The following is a 20,545-nucleotide window of genomic DNA, read 5'->3' as shown; positions in this document are numbered from 1 at the left end:
ACGATGGTTAAGCTTCAACACGCCGATGGTACTGCACTGGAGACGGTGTGGGAGAGTAGGTCATTGCCAGGTCTGTTTGGCTTCATAGCTCAGTCGGTAGAGCAGAGGACTGAAAATCCTCGTGTCACTGGTTCGATTCCAGTTGAAGCCACCAAAAACGTTCTGTTAAATCAGGACGTTTTTTGTTTTATGAAAATTTACGTTGACAATATATAACGTATTATATAAAATATAGAAAAAAGGTTTTATCTAATTCAAATAAATCAAGAGCTGAAAGGTAGATTAAAATGGTTTTATTAGTAATTGATACACAAAGGTTAATAACTAATGAAAAATTATTTCAATTTAATATTTTTGTATCAAATATTAAACAAATAATACATGAGGCTAGGGCAAATAATATTGAAGTAATATATGTACGTCATGATGATGGAGTAGGGAATGAATTAACACAAGGAAATGATGGATTTGAAATATATGAAGAGTTTCAACCTATGAATGATGAAAAAATATTTGATAAAAATGTTAATAGTGCTTTTAAAGGAACAGGATTATTAGAATATCTAATAAATAAAGAGGAAAATGATATAATCATTGTAGGTCTTCAAACAGATTATTGTATTGACGCTACCGTAAAATGTGGATTTGAACATGGATTTAATATTATGGTTCCAGCATATGCAAATACAACAGTTAACAATAAATTTATGTTAGCAGAACAAAGCTATCGATATTATAATGAATTTATGTGGAATGGAAGATATGCAGAGTGTGTTTCAATGGATGAAGCTATTAAAAGAATGAAATATCTAAATTCTAATTTGTCTGATTAAGCAAAACAAGTACAATAAGTGATTTCGCCAATACATATTTATAATAAAGTACAAAGTGATAGTATAATCTTAACTTTTGTATTTGAAAATAAAATAGCATAAAAAACAATATTAATATTACGATATGATATCTGTAAAATATACATGTAATAAATTTAAATTATATGTATACTTTACAGGTATTTTTTTATTGTATTTTGGTTTTGAATCATAAAAAGAAAGCCATTAATAAAATTATATTTTTCGTTAAATAATATTTGAATAAAGTATTGACAAATAATACTAATTAAGATATTATATCAGTGAACGATATATCGAACAGCGATATAACTATATACGATATAGTTAGTTAAATAAAAGAGAGGTCTTAACATGAAAAATAAGTCAAAGGCAAAAGAATTTTTACCATTAACAGAAGCAACATACTATATTTTAGTTTCTTTAATAGAGCCATTACATGGTTATGGTATAATGCAAAATGTTAAAGAATTAAGTAAAGAGGAATTTTTACTAGGACCAGGAACACTTTACGGAGCTTTAAATAAACTTGAAAAAGCTGGCCTAATACAAAAGATAGAAAACGATGAAGATAATAGAAGGAAAAATTATGTTATAACTGATTTAGGAAAAAAAGTTATAAGATTGGAGCTGGCTAGATTAAAAAATTTAGTTATTTCTACTGAAAATTATATTTTAAGATTAGGAGGAGATATTAATGGAGAAAGAAATTAAAAAAATTTTCAAAGTAATCTTCGTATGGCAAGATGATAAAGAAGAAGAGTGGCTTAATGAAATGGCACGTAAGGGCTGGCTCCTAGAAAAGTATACATTTTGTGTTTATACTTTTTATAAAAGTGAACCTAAAGAATATATATATAAACTTGATTACAAAAGAATAAAATATCCTAAAGATGATGAATATCTAAAGTTATTTCGTGATTCAGGATGGGAATATGTGGACAATTATATGAATTGGCATTATTTTAGAAGTGAGAAAGGAAAGAGTTTACTACCAGATATATATTCAGATTATAATTCTAAAATCGAGAAATATAAAAGAGTATTAGGACTTCTATTACCAATTACTTTTTTTAACATATTCAATTTATTTAATATGACATTAAATGAATCTGTTTACGAATTAAAAACTAGATGCGGTATTATAGGTTTAGTATCATTAGTAGTTCTATTAATGATATATGGAGATATAAAGGTTTTCTTAAAGATATGGAAATTAAAAAAAGGTAAAATAAATTTATAGAGGTGAAATAGAATGATAGAAGTAAAGGAATTATCAAAAGAATTTAAAAATATCAAAGCTGTTGATAATATTAGTTTTTCAGTTAATAATGGTGAAATTGTAGGGCTCTTAGGAGAAAATGGGGCAGGCAAAACAACAACACTTAGAATGCTCGCTACAATGTTAAAGCCTACAGGTGGATCTGCAGTAATAGATAATTATGAAATAACTAAAGATCCTGAAAAAGTAAGGGAGAGTATCGGAATTTTATTTGGAGGAGAAGTTGGTTTATATGATAGACTTACTGCCTATGAAAATATTAAATATTTTGCAGAATTAAATGGAATGAAGAAAGAAGAAATTAAAACTAGAATTCAGTATTTAAGTGAATTACTTGGAATGCAAGAATATATAAAAAAAAGAGTTGGTAAGTTTTCAAGAGGAATGAAACAAAAAGTTGCAATTGCAAGGTCCATTGTTCATAATCCTAGTGTAATGCTTTTTGATGAACCTACTGCAGGACTTGATGTGACTGCATCTAGGATAGTTCAAGATTTTATTATAAAATGTAAAAAAGACAATAAAGCAATTGTATTTTCAAGTCATAGCATGAGAGAAGTAGAGCGAATCTGTGATAGAATTGTTATAATTCATAAAGGTAAGATTGTAGATGAAGGAACTATTAATTTTCTTAAAGAAAAATATGATAATGATGATATGGAAGAAATATTTATGAATTTGGTAGGTGAAAATAATGAGAAATAATGCTATTGGGATAGTTTTTAAAAAAGAAATTATTGAAATATTTAGAGATAAGAAAACAATTATTGTGAGTATACTACTTCCACTTATACTATTTCCTCTACTTTCTTTCGTTATGGGAAATAGTATGAATGAATCTACAGATAATGTTGAAAATAATCTAAATATTGCAATTGAAGATAGAGGAAATAGTAATGTAACAGAAATTTTAATTAGCAATGATAATATTAATATTACTAAAGTAGATGATATAAAAGAAAGTGTTAAAAATGGTGAAATATATGTAGGAGTAATAATACCTGAAAATTTTGATGAAAATTTGAAAAATGATAAAGTAGAGAATATCACTATGATATATGACAATTCTAGTCAAGAATCCACTATGGCAAAATCAATGATTCAAAGTTTTTTAGATAGTTATTCACAGCAAATTGTGAAGAAAAGATTAGATGAGATCGGTTTAGAATCTAATATACTGACTCCTTTTACTATTGAAAATCAAACAATTGAAAAAGAAGAAGCTGGTTTTGCGAAAATGATGCTAACAATGATTTTACCACTGTTACTTATACTATATAGTGTTGCCGGAACCTTAGCACCTGCAACAGATTTAGGAGCAGGTGAAAAAGAAAGAGGAACACTAGAACCATTATTAACTACTAAAGTAAACAGAATGTCTTTGTTATGGGGCAAATTTTTAGCTATTAGTGTAATGGGTGTTATTATGTCAGTTGTAGCTCTTTTAGGACTTTGGTTAACTACATTACAACAGAATGGTATTTTTTCAGATATTACAGCGGCGGAAATTACTTTAAGTCCAATTGTTATTGTTTTCCTTATTTTATTGCCAATATTAACTACTATGATATTTGGGGCATTGGGACTTGCATTAAGTATATACGCAAGATCATTTAAAGAAGCGCAAACATATATTACACCTCTTACAATAGTTGCTTTGATGGGAAGCTATTCAACTATGATGGCTGACCCTAAAAATATAGACGAGAAATATTTTCATATTCCTATTGCAAATACTGTAAGTCTTTTAAAAGAATTAATTTACGGAATTGTGGATTATAAGCATATTATAATTACACTAGTTTGGACGGTAATATATGTATTCATCTCAATTATATGGGCTAGATATATGTTTAATAAAGAATCTGTAATATTTAGAAGTTAGTAAATATATATATAATATTGGTCTAGATAATAATAGCTAGGCCAATATTCTTGATTATTGATAAGTCAGTGTATATAATAACTGATTCTATGATATAAATATTGGATAATGTACCGTATTATTGAATTTATTATAATTGGTAAAAATTAAAACAGGTAATTTATCAAAAAACTTTAAAAATAATGTTGACACTTGTATAATATCTTGATATAATACTCCTTGTGCTGATGAAACAGAGGACTTAGGAAATGGCTAAAACAGCCAACTTAGAAGGATTGTTGTTCTGATACACATAAAAATAATACATGATTCACTAGCTCAGTCGGTAGAGCACTTGACTTTTAATCAAGTTGTCCGGGGTTCGATTCCCCGGTGGATCACCATTAAAAGCATCTCAATAGAGATGCTTTTTTATTGTCTAGAAAAATATAAAGTATTTAGATGTACTTAATTAGTCTTGGAAATATAAATGATAAATTAAATAATATTTTTAAATAGAATTTAACTTTTACAAGAAAATCATATGAATTACTACACATTAATTGACATAAATGATATAATTACGACGCGTGGTAGTTAATGTGGATGTGGTATATAAGGTGTAGTAGAAAAAGGGAAATTAACTTAAAAGCTTATATTATAAGGCTTTATCCCTAAATAAAACATAAGAATAAGTTTGGCACAATAATTGCTTTATAATAAGGTACGGAGGGAAAAGGATGAAGGACAAATTAATTGATTTAGTAGAAAATGAGAATAAATATAATCCTTTGACAGATTCGAAATTGGCTGAATTACTAAAGATGCAAAGAGAAAATGTTACTAAATTAAGAAAAGAACTAAATATTGAGGATTCTAGGTCAAGAGTCAAACCTTACTTAATACAAATGACAAAAAGAATTATGAAAGAAGATTTATCAATTTCTGAAAGAGATTTAACAGCAAAGTTAAATAAAATGGGATTTCAAATATCAAGACATACTGTTAGAAAAGTTAAAGAAGAAGTTTTAAATTCTAAAAACACTAAGAAAAATGATAGTAAAAAAAATGTAGAAATTTCTATTAAAAAAGGTGCATTTGATAATCTTATAGGCCATGATGGAAGTTTAAAACCTTTTATACAACAAGCTAAAGCAGCTATGCTATACCCTCCAAAAGGATTACATACTTTGATTTTAGGACCTACAGGGGTTGGAAAAAGTCAATTGGCTGAAGATATGTATACGTTTTCCAAAGATGCCAATATGATAAATGAAAATTCAAGTATGGTCATCTTCAATTGTGCAGATTATGCAGATAATCCACAATTACTAATGGCACAGTTATTTGGGTATATAAAAGGGGCATTTACAGGAGCAGAATCAGATAAGGAAGGATTGATAGAAAAAGCTGATGAAGGAATACTTTTCTTAGATGAGGTGCATAGATTACCACCAGAAGGACAAGAATTATTATTTTATTTAATTGATAAAGGTAAATTTAGGAGACTAGGTGAAACAAATTCTTTGAGAAATGTTACAGTTACTATAATTGCTGCAACTACAGAAAATGTGGATTCTGTTTTATTGACTACTTTTAGAAGAAGGATACCTATGGTTATTGAGCTTATACCTTTGAATATAAGACCACTTAATGAAAAGTTCGAAATAATTAAAGCTTTCTTCAATGAAGAAGCTAATAGAATTCAAACAGCAATAAAAGTTCACAATAATGTTCTTAGAGCGTTTCTACTGTATGAATGTGTTGGAAATGTAGGTCAATTAAGAAGTGATATACAAGTTAGTTGCGCAAGAGGATTTCTGAATTTTGTGACAAATGATATAGAGACAATGGAAATAACAGTAGATGATATTCCTGCCAGTGCAAAAAAAGGTTTATTAAAAACTCAAAACTTTAGAGTGGAAATCAAAAAAATAACTGAGTTAGAAGACTTGATTGTTTATCCAACTGAAAAATTAGTAACAGAAAATCATAAAAATGATATGTATACAATGCCATATGAAATATATGAATACATTGAACAGCGATATTATGATTTACAGGATGAATTTTCTAGCCAAGAAGTTATTAATTATATTCTAGAGAAAGAAATGAAGAATAAAGTTGAAAATTTATTAAAGAAAGTAGAAATTGGTATAAAACCAATAGAAAAAAATGAACTAATTAATATAGTAGGTATAAAAGTTATAGGAATCGTAGATAAAATATTAAAAATTGCTAGTTGGCAATTAGGAATAATGACGGATAAGCTTTATTATATGTTAGCAATCCATTTGAATTCAACAATTGAAAGAATGAATGCAGGTAAAACTATTACAAATCCACAATTAGAAATTATAAAGGTTAAGTATGTAAAAGAGTTTGAGGTAGCTAAAGAAATGATAGAAGTTGTTGAAGAAGAATTAAATATAAAGTTAACTGATGATGAAACTGGTTTTATAGCAATGTATTTAGCTACTGTTACAAAAAAAGAAGAAACAGAACAGCAAGGAAGAGTAGGAGTATTAGTTCTATCACATGGAAGTGTATCTCGTGGTATGGTGGAAGTAGCTCAAAGATTATTAGGTGTTGATTATGGAAAATCAGTTGAGATGTCATTAGATGAAAGCCCTCAAATTGCATTAGAAAGAACTCTTGAAATAGTAAAAAATATAGATGAAGGTAAAGGGGTACTTTTACTTGTAGATATGGGGTCATTAGTTACCTTTGGAGAAATTATTGCAAAAAAAACAGGAATCAGAACAAGAAGTATAAGTAGGGTAGATACGTTAATGGTAATAGAAGGGATTAGAAGAGCTATGCTTCCAGATTCTAATCTTGATGATATTGCAGATTCTTTGCAGGAAAATCCTAAGAATAGAGGGATAGAGAGAATTACAGAAAAAACTCATAAGGTTAAAAATAGCGTAATATTAACAATTTGCATTACTGGGCATGGCACTGCTTTAAAAGTAAAAGAGTTGTTAGAGGATGTTGTTCAAAAACATAATCAAAATATTGAAATCATACCAATTGGCGCAGTTGAAGTAGATTTAAAAGATCAAATAGAAAAATTGAAAGAAGAAAATGAAATTATAGCCATAGTGGGAACAGTAAATCCTAATATAGAGAATATTAAATATATATCAATAGATGAACTTATTGATGGGCAAGGTATGACACAGATTACTGATAGTATTAAATGGGGAAATATTGAACAACTAGACAATACTCCTGTTAGATTAGATAGTGAAAGACAGTCTTTAGGTGAATTAATAAATGAAAAAACAATTTTATTGGATGTCGAAGTTAATTCTAAGGAAGAATGTATAAGATTTTTAGGAAAAGCTTTGTCTGAAAATAGGTTTATAAAAGATAGATTTATTCCATCGGCTATAGAAAGAGAAAAAATTGGTTCCACTTGTATATTAGATGGAATAAGTATGCCGCATGGCGAAACTATATATGTTAATAAACCAGTAATAGGGATAGCGGTATTAAAAAAACCAATTATGTGGGGAGATAGTGAAGTAAGTATAGTAATAATGCCTGCACTAAAATCTGAAAACATGAATGAAATTTTAGCGTTATATGAGTTCTTTCAAGATGTAGAAAATATAAATAAAATTAAAACTTCCACAAAGCAAGAGATACTCCAAATATTTAAAGCATAAAAATGAAAGAAATTGCAATTGTAGTTAAAGGTATATATGTAAAAGAAACATAATTTATTTATAAAAATAAGGGAGGACAATATGTCAAAAAATAGTTTGTTAGATGAAAAATTAATTTTATTAAATACTAAGGTAAAGGATAAATTTGAGGCTTTAGATAATCTTTCAAATTTATTATACAAAGAAGGTTATGTCAAAAAGTCTTACATGGAGGCTATTAAAGAAAGAGAAAAGAATTTTGCAACAGCATTACCAACGGAAGGTGTAGGAGTAGCTATTCCACATGCTGATATTGAACATGTAAATGACCCAATAATAGGGATATGTATATTAGAAGAACCGGTTGAATTTTGTATGATGGGAAATCATGATGAAAAAGTTTCTGTTGAAATATTATTTATGCTAGCGTTAAAAGAACATCACGCACAAATTGAAATGTTGCAGAATTTGATGGAATTGCTTCAAAATAAAGAGTTGTTAATGGAACTTAAAAATTCAAAGACAACAGCAAAAGTAATGGAACTTTTAGGCAATAAATTTTAATTAAAAATAAAAAAAATAAATAGGAGTGATTATGATGGCGGATAAAAAGAAAATATTGGTTGCATGTGGTTCAGGAATAGCTACTTCAGTAGCAGTATCAAATAAGATAAAGGATATTTTAACAGAAAAAGGTTTTGGGGACAAAGTTAAATTTGATACTTGTTCAGTAGCAGAATTAGAGTCAAAAGCTGCAAGATATGATTTAGTAGTAACAACTGGTCAAAATAGAAAAGAGTTACCTGTACCAGTTATTTTAGGAGTAGCATTTTTAATGGGACGAGGAACAGAGCCTGTTCTTCAGCAAATAATTGATACTTTAGGTTTATAATTTTTTAATTATATAAAAAAATAATAGGGGGTACAAAAATTATGGAAACAATTTTAAATGGAATCATGTTAGTTCTTCAACCATTAGTAGATTTAGGATCTACTGTTATGATGCCTATAGTATTAACAGTTTTAGCTGTTATTCTTGGGGCAAAATTTGGAAAAGCTTTAAGGGCTGGATTGACTGTAGGAGTAGCTTTTGTTGGACTTAATCTTGTAATTGGTTTATTAGGAGGCAGTTTAGGACCAGCTGTACAACAAATGGTTGAAAAATTTGGTTTGTCATTAACTGTAATCGATGTTGGTTGGCCAGCAGCAGCAGCAATTGCATTTGCTTCAAAAATAGGGGCAATTATAATACCTATAGCTCTTTTAGTTAATATTATAATGATTGTTACTAAAACTACCCAAACTGCTAATATTGATATTTGGAACTTTTGGCATTATGCTTTCACTGGAGCGGTTGTAAGTTTCGCAACTGGAAGTATGGGTTATGGTATTCTTGCAGCAGTTCTTCAAACTATTATTACTTTAGTATTGGCAGATTTGACTGCACCTGGAGTTGAAGAGTATTGTGGCCTCCCTGGAGTGTCTATACCACATGCATTCTCAGCAGCATTCGTTCCTATTGCTCTTGTTGTCAATAAGATATTAGATTATATTCCGGGAATTAATAAAATAAATATGGACGCTGAATATATCCAAAAGAAATTCGGTGTATTTGGAGAACCAATATTAGTTGGAACTATATTAGGTATACTTATTGGAGTATTGGCTGGATATGATGTAAAAGGATTTTTAAATTTAGGAATAACTATGGGTGCAGTTTTAGTACTTATTCCTAGAATGTCTGGACTTTTAATGGAAGGCTTAATTCCAATTTCAGACGCAGCAGCAGAATTTATTGATAAGAAATTTAAAAGGAATTATAAAATGTATATTGGCTTAGACTCAGCAGTTGGTGTTGGTCATCCAACTACTCTAGCGGCATCTTTGCTATTAGTACCATTATCAGTTTTAATAGCCGTTATATTACCAGGAAATCAATTTTTACCTTTTGCCGATTTAGCAGTATTTCCTTTTGTATTCGTTTTGATTTTACCAATTACTAAAGGGGATTTATTTAGAACATTGATAGTAGGGATTGTTATTACAATATTAGGATTATGGGTTGCTACAGATTTAGCACCATTAATAACAGCAGCAGCAGTAGAAGCTAATTTCGATATGCCATCAGGTGCTACATTAATTTCAAGTATATGCGATGGATTTAACCCTATAACTTGGATATATGTTAAAGCAATGGAATTTAAAGCGATAGGTGCAATAGTAGCATCTGCAGTAAGTGTAGGTATGGCTGTCTTTAATAGAAGAAGAATATTAAAAGAAATAGCAATAACAGAAGCAATATAACTATAAATTAAAAGAAGAGTTCAACATTAAGTTGAACTCTTTTGTTTCAATAGGAGGAGAGAAGAGAAATGTTAAAAAAAACATATAACTACGAAAAGGTAAGATATTTATTAGGGGTTACTATTCCCGCTTTAATGGCATTAATATTGAGTTTTTATTTTATATTTAGATATTTTCAAAGTAATGGGAAAAGTTTTTATATTTTGGGAGTTATATTTTGTATTGTGATTTCAATAGACCATTTCATTTCTCTCACATATCCTAAGAAAATAACTTACTCAGATGAAAAAATAGTAATTTGTGCTTTTGGTAGGAAGCATATTTTTTATTGGGATAAAGTTGAAAAAATAAGCATAAGAGAGCTTGGTTATACAAAAAAAATATATATGAGAATAGGGAAAACTAGTTTTTTAAAAGGTCGTTATTGGTTGAATGTTGATCTTTATAGTGATGGAGCTGAATTGTTAAAGTATTTAAAGGAACAAGAAGAAAAAATACATCCTATGTTAAAGAATTTTAATAGGAGATCTACAACTAGAATGAATAGATAATAACTTATATTTGGTATAATAAATATAAGAGGTGAATTTTATGAAAAGAGTTACTAAAAGAATATTGATTGTATGTGGAAGTGGGGTTGCTACTTCAACTATCGCTAGAAAAAAAGTTGAAGATATTCTAAAAGAAAGAAACATACATAATGTTATTCTTAAGCAGTGTTCCATAGCTGAATTTAAAAGAAATATTGGAGATGCCGATTTAGTTATTACTACAACCGTTATTAAGACAGATTTTGATGAAAAAATAGTTAATGGATTAAATTTGATTAATGGAAAAGATATTGAAAAAACTATTGAAGAAATAATTCAGAAGCTAAGTATTTAGAAGTATTACCAAAAAAACCACACGCTAATATAGTGTGGTTTTTTTGGTTTCTTCAAAAAAAGTAGTTCAAGTTATTGAAACAACAAGCTTTGAGGGTTTTTTAAGTGGATAAGAAGTTGGCATAAAAATTGCTCTTAACAATATAAAAAGAATTATTTTAATCTTATATTAGAAAAGAAGAATTTAATTTACAAATAGGAGGGTTTCATATGAATATTAGTAAAGATACATTTATTGAAATGTATACAAAAATGAATCAAGCAAGAGCGTTTGAGCAAAAAGTTAGTTGGTTTTTTTCAAGAGGTATGGTGCATGGAACAACACATTTATCAATAGGTGAAGAAGCTAGTGGAGTAGCATCTTGTATGGCTATTGAGAAAGATGATTTAGTATCGCTAACACATAGAGGACATAGTCAAGTAATTGGTAATGGTATTGATATAAATAAAATGATGGCAGAACTACTAGGAAAAGCCACTGGATATTGTAGAGGTAAAGGCGGCTCAATGCACATTGCGGATATTGAAAATGGAAACCTTGGGGCTAACGGAGTAGTAGGTGGAGGATTTAGTATAGCATCAGGAGCAGCACTTACTCAACAATATAAAAAGACAGGTAACATTGTATTATGCTTCTTCGGAGATGGTGCAAGTAATGAAGGGAATTTTCATGAAAGTTTAAATATGGCATCAGTTTGGAAATTGCCTATAATATTTTTCTGCGAAAATAATCTTTATGGAATGTCTAATCCCATCGGAAAGCATATGAATATAGAAAATATTGCTGACAGAGCATCTTCTTATGGTATGCCAGGATATATTGTTGATGGAAATAATGCAATTGAAGTTTATGAAAAAGTAAAAAAAGCTGCTGATTATGTACGTAGTGGCAAAGGTCCAGTATTAATCGAAGCGAAAACGTATAGATGGTTAGGACATTCTAAAAGTGATGCTTGTGCATATAGAACAAAAGAAGAATTAGAAGAATGGAAGACAAAATGTCCTATAAATTTCTTGAAAAATTATCTAATAGAGAATGAAATTGCTACAGAAGAAGAATTAGATACCATTGAAAAAGAGGCAAAAGAGACAATAGAAAAGGCTGTAGAATATGCAACAAACTGTGAAAATCCATCATTGGATACTTTATTAGAAGATGTATACGCATAAGGAGGGTAATAAAATGAGAGAAATTACTTATAAGCAAGCAATAACAGAAGCAATGAGTGAAGAAATGAGAAGAGATAAAGATATTATTTTTATGGGTGAAGATATAGGATTATATGGCGGAGCATTTGGAGCATCTGTTGGAATGTTTGAAGAATTTGGTGAAGAAAGAGTAAAAGATACTCCTATTTCAGAAGCTGCTATTGCAGGAGTTACAACAGGAGCTGCAATAACTGGTCTTAGACCAATAATGGAAGTTATGTTTATGGATTTTACTACTATTGCAATGGATGCTATTGTAAATCAAGCAGCAAAAGTAAGATATATGTTTGGAGGAAAGGCAAAAGTACCTATGGTTGTACGTTGCCCAGCAGGATCAGGTACTGGAGCAGCTGCTCAACACTCACAAAGTTTAGAAGCATGGTTTTGTCATGTGCCTGGACTTAAAGTTGTAGTTCCAGGAACAGCAAAAGATGCAAAAGGTTTATTGAAAGCAGCTATTAGAGATGATAATCCAGTTATTTTTGTAGAACAAAAGGTATTGTATAAGATAAAGGGAGAAGTACCAGAAGAGGATTATGTAATAGAATTAGGAAAAGCTGATATCAAAAGATCAGGTAAGGATTTAACTATTGTTACTTACGGAAGAATGTTAGAGAGAGTAATGAAAGTGGTTGAAGAAATGGAGAAAGAGGGAATTGATATAGAAGTAGTAGATCCAATGACTCTAAGACCATTAGACATAGATACAATCGTTCAATCTGTTATAAAAACAAATAAATTAATAGTTGTTAATGAAGCTGTTAAAACTTCTGGATTTGGTGGAGAAATTTCAGCGTTGATAGCTGAAAGTGAAGCATTTGACTACTTAGATGCACCTATAGTAAGACTTGCAGGAAAAGAAGTGCCTATTCCATATAATCCAGAATTAGAAAAAGCTGTAATACCAAGTGAAGATGACATTAAACAAGCAATATATAAGGTTATGAACAGATAAGGGGGGATTTACATGGCTATTGAAGTAATCATGCCAAAAGCTGGTATGGATATGGAAGAGGGAACTATTGTAAAATGGTTTAAAAATGAAGGCGATATTATTAAAGAAGGTGACCCCTTACTTGAAATTATTACAGACAAAGTAAATATGGAAGTTGAAGCAGAAGTAAGTGGTATACTATTAAAAATACTTGCAAAAGAAGATGAAGTACTACCTGTATTTACACCTATTGCATATATAGGTCAAGAAGGAGAAAAGTTAAATGTAGCAGTCCAGGAAGAAAAAGCTGAAGAAAAGACTGAGTCTTGCGAAACTAAAAGCAAGGATAAAACTCATAATAATGAAGAAAAAAAATATGAAACAAATGATAAAAAACTAAGAGCAACTCCATATGCAAAAAGTATTGCAAGACAAAAAGGAATAGATTTATCGATGGTTAATGGAAGTGGACCAAAGGGAAGAATTCAAAAGATTGATGTAATTTCATATTATGAACAAAAAGATAAAATTACGCCATTAGCAAGTAGCATAGCTAGTGTAGAGGGAATAGATTTGTCGGCTATAAAGGGCACTGGACATAATGGAAAGATTATGAAATCTGATGTATTAAGTAAAACACAATCTACTAACAAAGAAGTTTTAAACAATAAAGAAATTTTAAGTAATATTTCAAATGATAATAGTGGAAAAATTGTACCGTTAAGTGCTATGAGAAAAGTAATAGGAAAACGAATGTCAGAATCATTCTTCTCAGCACCAACGTTTACAGCGCATATAGAAGTAGACATGACAAAAGCAAAAGAAGCACGTGCTACTTTGAGAGATTCAGTTATGAAAGAAACAGGAGCTAAATTAACTTTTACTGATATGATAATAATGGCAAGTGCAAAGGCATTAAAGAAAAATCCTATTATTAATTCATCTTTAGTTGAGGAAGGTATATTATTTCACGACCATGTAAGCATAGCATTAGCTGTCGGATTAGAAGAAGGATTACTAGTACCTGTAATAAAAGATGTAGATAAAATGACACTAAGTGAAATAACTGCAAAAGCTAAAGATATTTCTTCAAGAGCAGTTAAAATGAAATTATTACCTAGTGAACAAGAAGGAAGTACATTTACAATAAGCAATATGGGAATGTACGGTATAAATCATTTCAATCCAATAATAAATCAACCTAATAGTGGTATTTTAGGAGTTAGTGCAATGATAGACCGTCCAGTAATAGTCAATGGGGAAATAAAAATACATCCAATGATGAATATCAGTATTACTATAGACCATAGAGTTATAGATGGGACACCAGCAGCTAAGTTTTTACAGGATCTAAAACAATTATTAGAAAATCCTGTGCTTTTAATTGTTTAAGTTTGAAAAGGGGGAAGTAAATTGGCTACAGAAATTATTATGCCTAAGGCAGGCATGGATATGGAAGAAGGAACTATAGTTAAGTGGTTTAAGAAACAAGGGGACTATGTAGAAACTGGAGAACCAATATTAGAGATTATAACAGATAAGGTAAATATGGAAGTAGAAGCTGAAGTAAGCGGAACACTAATAGAAATATTAGCAGAACCTGGACAAGTACTTCCGGTATTTAAAACAATTGGGTATATAGGAAATAAAGATGAAATAGTGAGTGAAGTAATCACTCCTAAAGAAGACAAACTAAAAGATAAAAAAGAAATAAACAATGAAAAGTTTAATTATGATGTAATTGTTCTAGGTGGGGGACCTGCAGGATACGTTGCTGCTATAAAGGCTTCTATGCTAGGTGGAAGAGTAGCATTAGTTGAGAGAATTAAAGTAGGTGGAACTTGTTTAAATAGAGGATGTATACCAACAAAAACATATATAAAGAATGCTGAAACTATTCAAAGTATAAAGCATGCAAATGATAGAGGAATAGTAATTAATGACCCTTCTTTTACTTTGGATATGAAAAAAATTATTGATTATAAAAATAAAGTTGTAAATAAACTAACAGGTGGCGTTGCGGCATTATTGAAAAGCCACGGAGTGAAAGTATACAATGGCGAAGGAATATTATTAGAAAATAAGGAAGTGGAAATTGATGGGAACAATAAAATTTCTGCAAAGTCCATCATTTTTGCTGGCGGCTCAAAAGTTTCAAAAATACCTATTCGAGGAATTGATAGTCCTTTGGTTATGACTAGCGATGAAATTCTTGATTTAGATGAAGTACCTAAAAGATTGGTTATAATAGGCGGAGGAGTTATAGGAGTAGAAATAGCTGAAATTTTCAATGCATATGGAAGTGACATAACTATCATAGAATTAAGTGATAGGATTCTACCATTAATGGATGAGGAAATTTCAATTACATTAACTAAAATGTTAGGTAAAAAAGGTATTAAAACTATTGTAAATACTAAGTTAAATAAATTTGAAGAAGACTCAAATCAATTAAAATGTTACTTATCAGATGGGCAAATAATAGAGTGTGATAAAGCTTTATTATCCATTGGTAGAGTACCTGATTTGTCCGGTACAGGTAATTTGGATTTTGAAATGGATAAAGGAAAGATTAAAGTTGATAAATATATGAGAACCAGCATTGATGGAATCTATGCTCCAGGAGATATAAATGGAAAATTAATGCTTGCACATGCAGCTTTTAAGATGGGTGAAGTAGCTGCAGAAAATGCTATGGGATTAAATAAAGAAGCAGATTTAAGATTTGTACCAGGTTGTGTATATACACTACCAGAGATTGGAACGGTAGGTTTAACTGAAGAGATTGCAAGACAAAACCACGAAGTATGTATAGGTAAATTTAAATTTGCAGGAAATGGAAGAGCACTTGCTTCTGGGGAAACCGATGGTTTTGTAAAAGTAATTGGCGATAAAAAATATGGTGAAATTCTAGGAGTTCATATAATAGGACCAGCAGCAGCAGAAATTATAAATGAAGCAGCTACTCTAATGGCAGCGGAAATTACATTGGAAGAAGTTGCAGACTATGTTCATGGACATCCAACCTATTCAGAAGCATTTATGGAGGCATGCGCTGATTGTTTAGGAAAATGCATTCATTTACCAAAAAAATAGTATAGTATAGAGAAAGGGTGGACATTTCATATGATTAGAAAAACAACGAAAATTATTAATGATACTGGATTACATGCTAGACCAGCATCTATTTTTATTACAGAAGCGGTTAAATTCAAGTCTAATATCGAGATAATACGTGGAGAAAAGGCCTTTAATGCTAAAAGTATTATTTTGCTGCTTTCAGCAGGACTTAGTTGTGGAACAGAGATAGAAATTTGTGCAGATGGTGAAGATGAAGAACAAGCAGTCAATACATTGATAAAGCTTATAGAATCAGGAATTGGAGAGTAGGATTAATGAAAAAATATTACTGTGAAATTTTAGAGTAATATTTTTTCTTTTTTTAATTCTTGAATACTGAAAAATCTACATGGACTGATTCATTATAAATGATTATAACTACATTATACTAGGAGGATACTATATGAAATATATAAAAAATCAATCGAATAATCCTTATTATAATTTGGCCTTTGAAGAGTATATACTTAATGAGTTTAATGAAAATTGTTTTTTATTATGGCAAAATGAACCAACTATAGTTGTTGGTAAACATCAAAATACAATAGAAGAAATAAATTTAGAATATGTAAAATCTAAGAACATTAATGTAGTAAGAAGGCTTTCAGGTGGAGGAGCTGTATATCATGACTTGGGTAATCTAAATTTTACTTTTATAGTAGATAATCATGTTGATGAGCATTTTGATTTCAAAAAATTCACTAAACCAGTAATTAAAGCTCTTGAAAGAATTGGGATAGAAGCGTGTTTTAATAGTAGAAATGATTTAGTTATTGAAGGAAAGAAATTTTCAGGTAATGCACAATATATGAAAAAAAAGAGGATGTTGCACCATGGAACTTTAATGTTTAATTCTGATATTGAAGAGTTAGTTAGAGCTTTGAGTGTATCGGAGGATAAAATTATTTCAAAAGGAATTAAGTCAGTCAGAAGTAGGGTTACTAATATATCAGATTATCTAAATGAGAAAATTGATGTATTACAGTTTAAAGAAATACTTTTAAAGTATTTACAAGAAGAAATAGAAATTTTTAATGAATATGAGTTGACCGAAGAGGAAGATTCAAAAGTAAAAGAGATAATGAATACAAGATATAAAACATGGGAATGGAATTATGGGGAATCTCCTAAATTTAATATAAGGAAAGAAAAGAAGTTTGATTCAGGAAAGATAGAAGTACTTTTAGATGTTAATGAAGGTTGTATTAGTAGTTGTAAGTTTTTTGGGGATTTCTTTGGTAATGGAAACGTTAAAGAAATTGAGGATAAATTAGTTGGAATCAAATATGAAGAATTTTCAATAATAAAAGAGCTAGAGGAATTTGATATCAATAAGTACTTTTTAGGATTTAATACTGAAAAATTAATAGAGGTTTTAATATAAAACAGGGCAGTTAATAAATTATTTGTATAAAAAATAACTAGTATTATCAATTTCAATTATATTGAATATATTAACTAGTGAAATAATATAACTTTTTATTATATTATATGGAAAGTTAAATATTTTCATAGGAAAGTGATGATATGTATTCTAATATATTGAGAGATATAATATATGGATTAAATGTAAAGGTACCTATTGAAAATGGGAAAATGGTACAAGCAATTAATTTTGATAATGCAGCAACTACACCATCGCTAGTAACGGTTATAGATGATGTAATAAGGTATTTAGCATTCTACTCCTCAGCCCATAGAGGTTATGGGTATAAATCCCGAGTATCAACCGAACTATATGATGAATGTAGGAAAATTGTAGCCGAATTTGTTAGAGCGGATTTAGAAAAAAATTCTGTTGTTTTTGTTAAAAATACCACAGAAGCAATAAATAGGCTATCTAATTTATTTTATCAAAAGTATAAAGATACAATAATTTTATCAACATGGATGGAACATCATTCTAATGATTTGCCATGGAGAAAATTTACTATTGATTATATTGATATAGATAAAGACGGAAAACTAAGATTAGATGACTTGGAAAATAAATTAATATACTATGATGGTAAAGTAAAACTTGTTACAGTTACAGGAGCCTCTAATGTTACAGGATATTTAAATCCTATATATAAAATAGCATCAATTGCACATAAATATAATGCAATGATATTAGTGGATGGGGCACAATTAGTTCCTCATTGTCTAGTTAATATGGAAGGATTACAAAATGATGATGCTATAGATTTTTTAGCTTTTTCTGGTCATAAGATGTATGCTCCATTTGGAACAGGCGTATTGATTGGTCCAAAGTCTTTTTTAAAAGGAACTATTCCTGATTATCCAGGAGGAGGTACAATAGATATTGTAACGCATAATTATATTAAATGGGCAGATACTCCTTTGAAATATGAACCGGGATCTCCTAATAGTGTAGGGGCTGTAGCTCTTGCTTCTGCCATTAAAGTGTTAAATACTATTGGAATGAAGAATATAGAAAAAAATGAATTAATGTTAACCGAATATACAATTAAGCAGCTTAGAAAATTACCGTATATTAAAGTATATTGTGATGATAAAATATCACATAATGACCATATTGGAATAGTTCCTTTTAATATAGAAGGAATATATCATAAAGAAGTTTCAAAGTTTTTATCAAGTAAAAGAGGTATTGCACTTAGAAGTGGATGTTTTTGTGCTCAACCCTATATTCAAAGATTATTAAATATGAGTGATAAAGAAATAGAAAATAGAATAATTAATGATAATAACAGACCTGGAATGGTTAGAATTAGTTTTGGATTGTATAATAATTATGAAGAAGTAGATGAGTGTATTTATTATATTAAAAAAATTTTGAGATATAAAACTAAAGGATAAAAGTTAAAGATAGATTAATATAATAATTTTGCCGTAATTAGTAGATTGTGTTATTATAAAACAGTAATAAAATAAGGCTATAAACATTTGAATTTGTGTAGCTTGGTAAAGGAGTTATATTAATATGGAAAATAAGATTTTAGCAGTTGTAAACGGTAGTGAAATAAAAGAAAGTGATATTCAAGAAGCTATAATGAGATTCCCACAAGAAAGAAGAGCAATGTTCGCAAATGAGCAAGGGAAAAAACAATTATTAGACCAATTAGTTTCATTTGAGTTATTTTATAGTTATGGAAAAGAGATAGAAATAGAAAAAAATGAAGAATATACTAAAAGACTTGAAGTTTTAGTAAAAGAATTATCTGCTCAAGTTGCAATTGAAAGTGTTTTAAAAAATGTTAAATTAGATGAAGAGGATGTAACTGAATACTATAATGCTAATAAAGACATGTTTAAAACAGGAGAAACTGCAACAGCATCACATATACTAATAGATACAGAAGAAAAAGCAAGTGAAATAAAGAAAGAAATTGAAGAAGGTTTATCTTTTGAAGAAGCAGCACAAAAATATTCTAGCTGTCCATCTAAGGCACAAGGCGGTAGTTTAGGAGCATTTAGTAGAGGACAAATGGTAAAAGAATTTGAAGATGCAGCTTTTGTACTTCCATTAAATGAAGTAAGTGAGCCTGTTAAAACTCAATTTGGGTTCCACTTAATAAAAGTATCAGAAAGACAAGAATCAAAAGCACAAGAACTTGACGAAGTAAGAAGTCAAATTATGAATTCATTATTTCAACAAAAACAAAATGAATTATATGCAGGTAAAGTTGAAGAATTAAAAGAAAAATTTGAAGTTAAATATTTATAGTAGATATTTTTATGAATATAAAGTATAAGTTAGGGAAGATTCACTTTTATAATGAAAGTGGATCTTTTTATTTAGGGAATTTTAGTAACAAAAATTACTATTATAAATTCACTAAGTTTATAAATCCAAAGGATATAAAATAGTAATATTAGAAATTGTTTAAAAGAAATATAAATTTATGTATTAAATTTTGTTTTGGAGTAATAATAAACATACGGTGAGGGAGAGGGTGTTGAAAAACGCAAATGACAATGCATAATTAAGGTTGATTTTCTTCCCATTGGTCAGAAAATCTTTGAATTAACTAAAAGATTGTGTGAAGAGTGAAGAGTGAAGTGAAGGATGATTTTATTAAAGATTAGAGAACTTTTAACCTTTTTCGAAAAGGGCAAAGACAAAAGACAAAAGACAAAAGACAAAAGACAAAAGACAAAAGAAAATAAGTGTGGTATATGAATGAAATATATCTGTTTATATTTTGAAAATATAAACAAAGATATTAGAGTTATATTGGCAAAATAACTCATAAATGGTTGCATATAGACTATTGCTAAGAGTTTGTATCGAAAACTAACCGTGGTGTGTCAATATAAGTAATATGTAGATATATGGAGTAATATGTAGAAAGTATGGAGTAGTTTCTATAGAAAGGTAATAATCGAAAGACAAGGCTATTTATATTTGATATTATATACGAGTCGCCGAAATACTTCGGTCCGGCAGCAAGAAATTATTAATCAGAAAATTTAAAAA

19 protein-coding genes and 2 tRNA genes are annotated in these 20,545 nt (G+C 29.4%); all 21 read left to right on the top strand.

Going from position 1 to position 20,545, the window contains the following annotated elements; translation table 11 throughout:
• The first annotated feature begins 78 nt into the window (after positions 1-78).
• The 21 genes from ACVHXK_RS16645 (at position 79) to ACVHXK_RS16545 (ending at position 19,792) form a co-directional block, all read left to right on the top strand.
• A tRNA-Phe gene (locus ACVHXK_RS16645) sits at positions 79-154 on the top strand.
• Between the two features lie 133 nt (positions 155-287).
• Entirely contained in the window at positions 288-833 is a 546-nt protein-coding gene (locus tag ACVHXK_RS16640; protein ID WP_461207533.1) for a cysteine hydrolase family protein, read from the top strand.
• A gap of 372 nt (positions 834-1,205) precedes the next feature.
• Positions 1,206-1,565 carry a PadR family transcriptional regulator gene (locus ACVHXK_RS16635; protein ID WP_461207532.1) on the top strand — a complete coding sequence of 120 codons (360 nt, stop codon included), beginning with the start codon at positions 1,206-1,208 and terminating at the stop codon, positions 1,563-1,565.
• Entirely contained in the window at positions 1,549-2,094 is a 546-nt protein-coding gene (locus ACVHXK_RS16630; protein WP_461207531.1) for a DUF2812 domain-containing protein, read from the top strand. The genes ACVHXK_RS16635 and ACVHXK_RS16630 overlap by 17 nt, the downstream gene beginning before the upstream one ends.
• 12 nt (positions 2,095-2,106) lie before the next feature.
• Positions 2,107-2,838: an ABC transporter ATP-binding protein gene (locus ACVHXK_RS16625; RefSeq protein WP_461207530.1), complete on the top strand. Its 732-nt coding sequence runs from the start codon at positions 2,107-2,109 to the stop codon at positions 2,836-2,838.
• Positions 2,828-4,018 (top strand): ABC transporter permease, encoded by a 1,191-nt coding sequence (locus ACVHXK_RS16620; protein WP_461207529.1) that lies wholly within the window; start codon positions 2,828-2,830, stop codon positions 4,016-4,018. Before ACVHXK_RS16625 ends, ACVHXK_RS16620 begins: the two co-directional genes overlap by 11 nt.
• Positions 4,019-4,325: 307 nt before the next feature.
• Positions 4,326-4,401, top strand: a tRNA-Lys gene (locus ACVHXK_RS16615).
• Between the two features lie 336 nt (positions 4,402-4,737).
• On the top strand, positions 4,738-7,671 hold the full coding sequence (locus ACVHXK_RS16610) for a sigma 54-interacting transcriptional regulator (protein WP_461207528.1): 2,934 nt from the start codon (positions 4,738-4,740) through the stop codon (positions 7,669-7,671).
• Between the two features lie 81 nt (positions 7,672-7,752).
• Complete coding sequence (locus tag ACVHXK_RS16605; RefSeq protein ID WP_461207527.1) at positions 7,753-8,214, top strand: PTS sugar transporter subunit IIA; 462 nt, start codon at positions 7,753-7,755, stop codon at positions 8,212-8,214.
• A 31-nt stretch (positions 8,215-8,245) separates the two neighbouring features.
• Positions 8,246-8,542: a PTS sugar transporter subunit IIB gene (locus ACVHXK_RS16600; protein ID WP_461207526.1), complete on the top strand. Its 297-nt coding sequence runs from the start codon at positions 8,246-8,248 to the stop codon at positions 8,540-8,542.
• Between the two features lie 41 nt (positions 8,543-8,583).
• Positions 8,584-9,954: a PTS galactitol transporter subunit IIC gene (locus tag ACVHXK_RS16595; RefSeq protein WP_461207525.1), complete on the top strand. Its 1,371-nt coding sequence runs from the start codon at positions 8,584-8,586 to the stop codon at positions 9,952-9,954.
• Between the two features lie 68 nt (positions 9,955-10,022).
• The gene (locus tag ACVHXK_RS16590) at positions 10,023-10,505 is read left to right on the top strand and encodes a hypothetical protein (RefSeq protein WP_461207524.1); all 483 of its coding nucleotides are present in this window, start codon (positions 10,023-10,025) and stop codon (positions 10,503-10,505) included.
• Between the two features lie 40 nt (positions 10,506-10,545).
• Complete coding sequence (locus ACVHXK_RS16585; RefSeq protein WP_461207523.1) at positions 10,546-10,839, top strand: PTS sugar transporter subunit IIB; 294 nt, start codon at positions 10,546-10,548, stop codon at positions 10,837-10,839.
• A gap of 209 nt (positions 10,840-11,048) precedes the next feature.
• Entirely contained in the window at positions 11,049-12,008 is a 960-nt protein-coding gene (locus tag ACVHXK_RS16580; protein WP_461207522.1) for a thiamine pyrophosphate-dependent dehydrogenase E1 component subunit alpha, read from the top strand.
• A 13-nt stretch (positions 12,009-12,021) separates the two neighbouring features.
• On the top strand, positions 12,022-13,002 hold the full coding sequence (locus tag ACVHXK_RS16575; RefSeq protein ID WP_461207521.1) for an alpha-ketoacid dehydrogenase subunit beta: 981 nt from the start codon (positions 12,022-12,024) through the stop codon (positions 13,000-13,002).
• 12 nt (positions 13,003-13,014) lie between these two features.
• Positions 13,015-14,373 (top strand): dihydrolipoamide acetyltransferase family protein, encoded by a 1,359-nt coding sequence (locus ACVHXK_RS16570; protein WP_461207520.1) that lies wholly within the window; start codon positions 13,015-13,017, stop codon positions 14,371-14,373.
• Between the two features lie 21 nt (positions 14,374-14,394).
• On the top strand, positions 14,395-16,077 hold the full coding sequence (gene lpdA / locus ACVHXK_RS16565) for a dihydrolipoyl dehydrogenase (RefSeq protein ID WP_461207519.1): 1,683 nt from the start codon (positions 14,395-14,397) through the stop codon (positions 16,075-16,077).
• A gap of 30 nt (positions 16,078-16,107) precedes the next feature.
• Positions 16,108-16,371 carry an HPr family phosphocarrier protein gene (locus ACVHXK_RS16560; protein ID WP_461207518.1) on the top strand — a complete coding sequence of 88 codons (264 nt, stop codon included), beginning with the start codon at positions 16,108-16,110 and terminating at the stop codon, positions 16,369-16,371.
• Positions 16,372-16,504: 133 nt separating this feature from the next.
• Entirely contained in the window at positions 16,505-17,485 is a 981-nt protein-coding gene (locus ACVHXK_RS16555) for a lipoate--protein ligase (RefSeq protein WP_461207517.1), read from the top strand.
• Positions 17,486-17,628: 143 nt separating this feature from the next.
• Positions 17,629-18,924 (top strand): aminotransferase class V-fold PLP-dependent enzyme, encoded by a 1,296-nt coding sequence (locus tag ACVHXK_RS16550; RefSeq protein ID WP_461207516.1) that lies wholly within the window; start codon positions 17,629-17,631, stop codon positions 18,922-18,924.
• Positions 18,925-19,048: 124 nt separating this feature from the next.
• Positions 19,049-19,792 (top strand): peptidylprolyl isomerase, encoded by a 744-nt coding sequence (locus ACVHXK_RS16545; RefSeq protein ID WP_461207515.1) that lies wholly within the window; start codon positions 19,049-19,051, stop codon positions 19,790-19,792.
• Positions 19,793-20,545 lie beyond the last annotated feature (753 nt).

The sequence above is a fragment of the Clostridium sp. DL1XJH146 genome, assembly GCF_054819755.1.
The sequence above is the reverse complement of the archived record's forward strand: the minus strand, read 5'-3'. Positions and strand labels throughout refer to the sequence as shown.

Coding starts and splice junctions, on each gene's coding strand:
- ACVHXK_RS16560 (WP_461207518.1), top strand. CDS start 16,108: ATGATTAGAAAAACAACGAAAATTATTAATGATACTGGATTACATGCT.
- ACVHXK_RS16585 (WP_461207523.1), top strand. CDS start 10,546: ATGAAAAGAGTTACTAAAAGAATATTGATTGTATGTGGAAGTGGGGTT.
- ACVHXK_RS16630 (WP_461207531.1), top strand. CDS start 1,549: ATGGAGAAAGAAATTAAAAAAATTTTCAAAGTAATCTTCGTATGGCAA.
- ACVHXK_RS16620 (WP_461207529.1), top strand. CDS start 2,828: ATGAGAAATAATGCTATTGGGATAGTTTTTAAAAAAGAAATTATTGAA.
- ACVHXK_RS16605 (WP_461207527.1), top strand. CDS start 7,753: ATGTCAAAAAATAGTTTGTTAGATGAAAAATTAATTTTATTAAATACT.
- ACVHXK_RS16595 (WP_461207525.1), top strand. CDS start 8,584: ATGGAAACAATTTTAAATGGAATCATGTTAGTTCTTCAACCATTAGTA.
- ACVHXK_RS16550 (WP_461207516.1), top strand. CDS start 17,629: ATGTATTCTAATATATTGAGAGATATAATATATGGATTAAATGTAAAG.
- ACVHXK_RS16635 (WP_461207532.1), top strand. CDS start 1,206: ATGAAAAATAAGTCAAAGGCAAAAGAATTTTTACCATTAACAGAAGCA.
- ACVHXK_RS16600 (WP_461207526.1), top strand. CDS start 8,246: ATGATGGCGGATAAAAAGAAAATATTGGTTGCATGTGGTTCAGGAATA.
- ACVHXK_RS16580 (WP_461207522.1), top strand. CDS start 11,049: ATGAATATTAGTAAAGATACATTTATTGAAATGTATACAAAAATGAAT.
- ACVHXK_RS16555 (WP_461207517.1), top strand. CDS start 16,505: ATGAAATATATAAAAAATCAATCGAATAATCCTTATTATAATTTGGCC.
- ACVHXK_RS16625 (WP_461207530.1), top strand. CDS start 2,107: ATGATAGAAGTAAAGGAATTATCAAAAGAATTTAAAAATATCAAAGCT.
- ACVHXK_RS16575 (WP_461207521.1), top strand. CDS start 12,022: ATGAGAGAAATTACTTATAAGCAAGCAATAACAGAAGCAATGAGTGAA.
- ACVHXK_RS16545 (WP_461207515.1), top strand. CDS start 19,049: ATGGAAAATAAGATTTTAGCAGTTGTAAACGGTAGTGAAATAAAAGAA.
- ACVHXK_RS16610 (WP_461207528.1), top strand. CDS start 4,738: ATGAAGGACAAATTAATTGATTTAGTAGAAAATGAGAATAAATATAAT.
- ACVHXK_RS16590 (WP_461207524.1), top strand. CDS start 10,023: ATGTTAAAAAAAACATATAACTACGAAAAGGTAAGATATTTATTAGGG.
- ACVHXK_RS16640 (WP_461207533.1), top strand. CDS start 288: ATGGTTTTATTAGTAATTGATACACAAAGGTTAATAACTAATGAAAAA.
- ACVHXK_RS16570 (WP_461207520.1), top strand. CDS start 13,015: ATGGCTATTGAAGTAATCATGCCAAAAGCTGGTATGGATATGGAAGAG.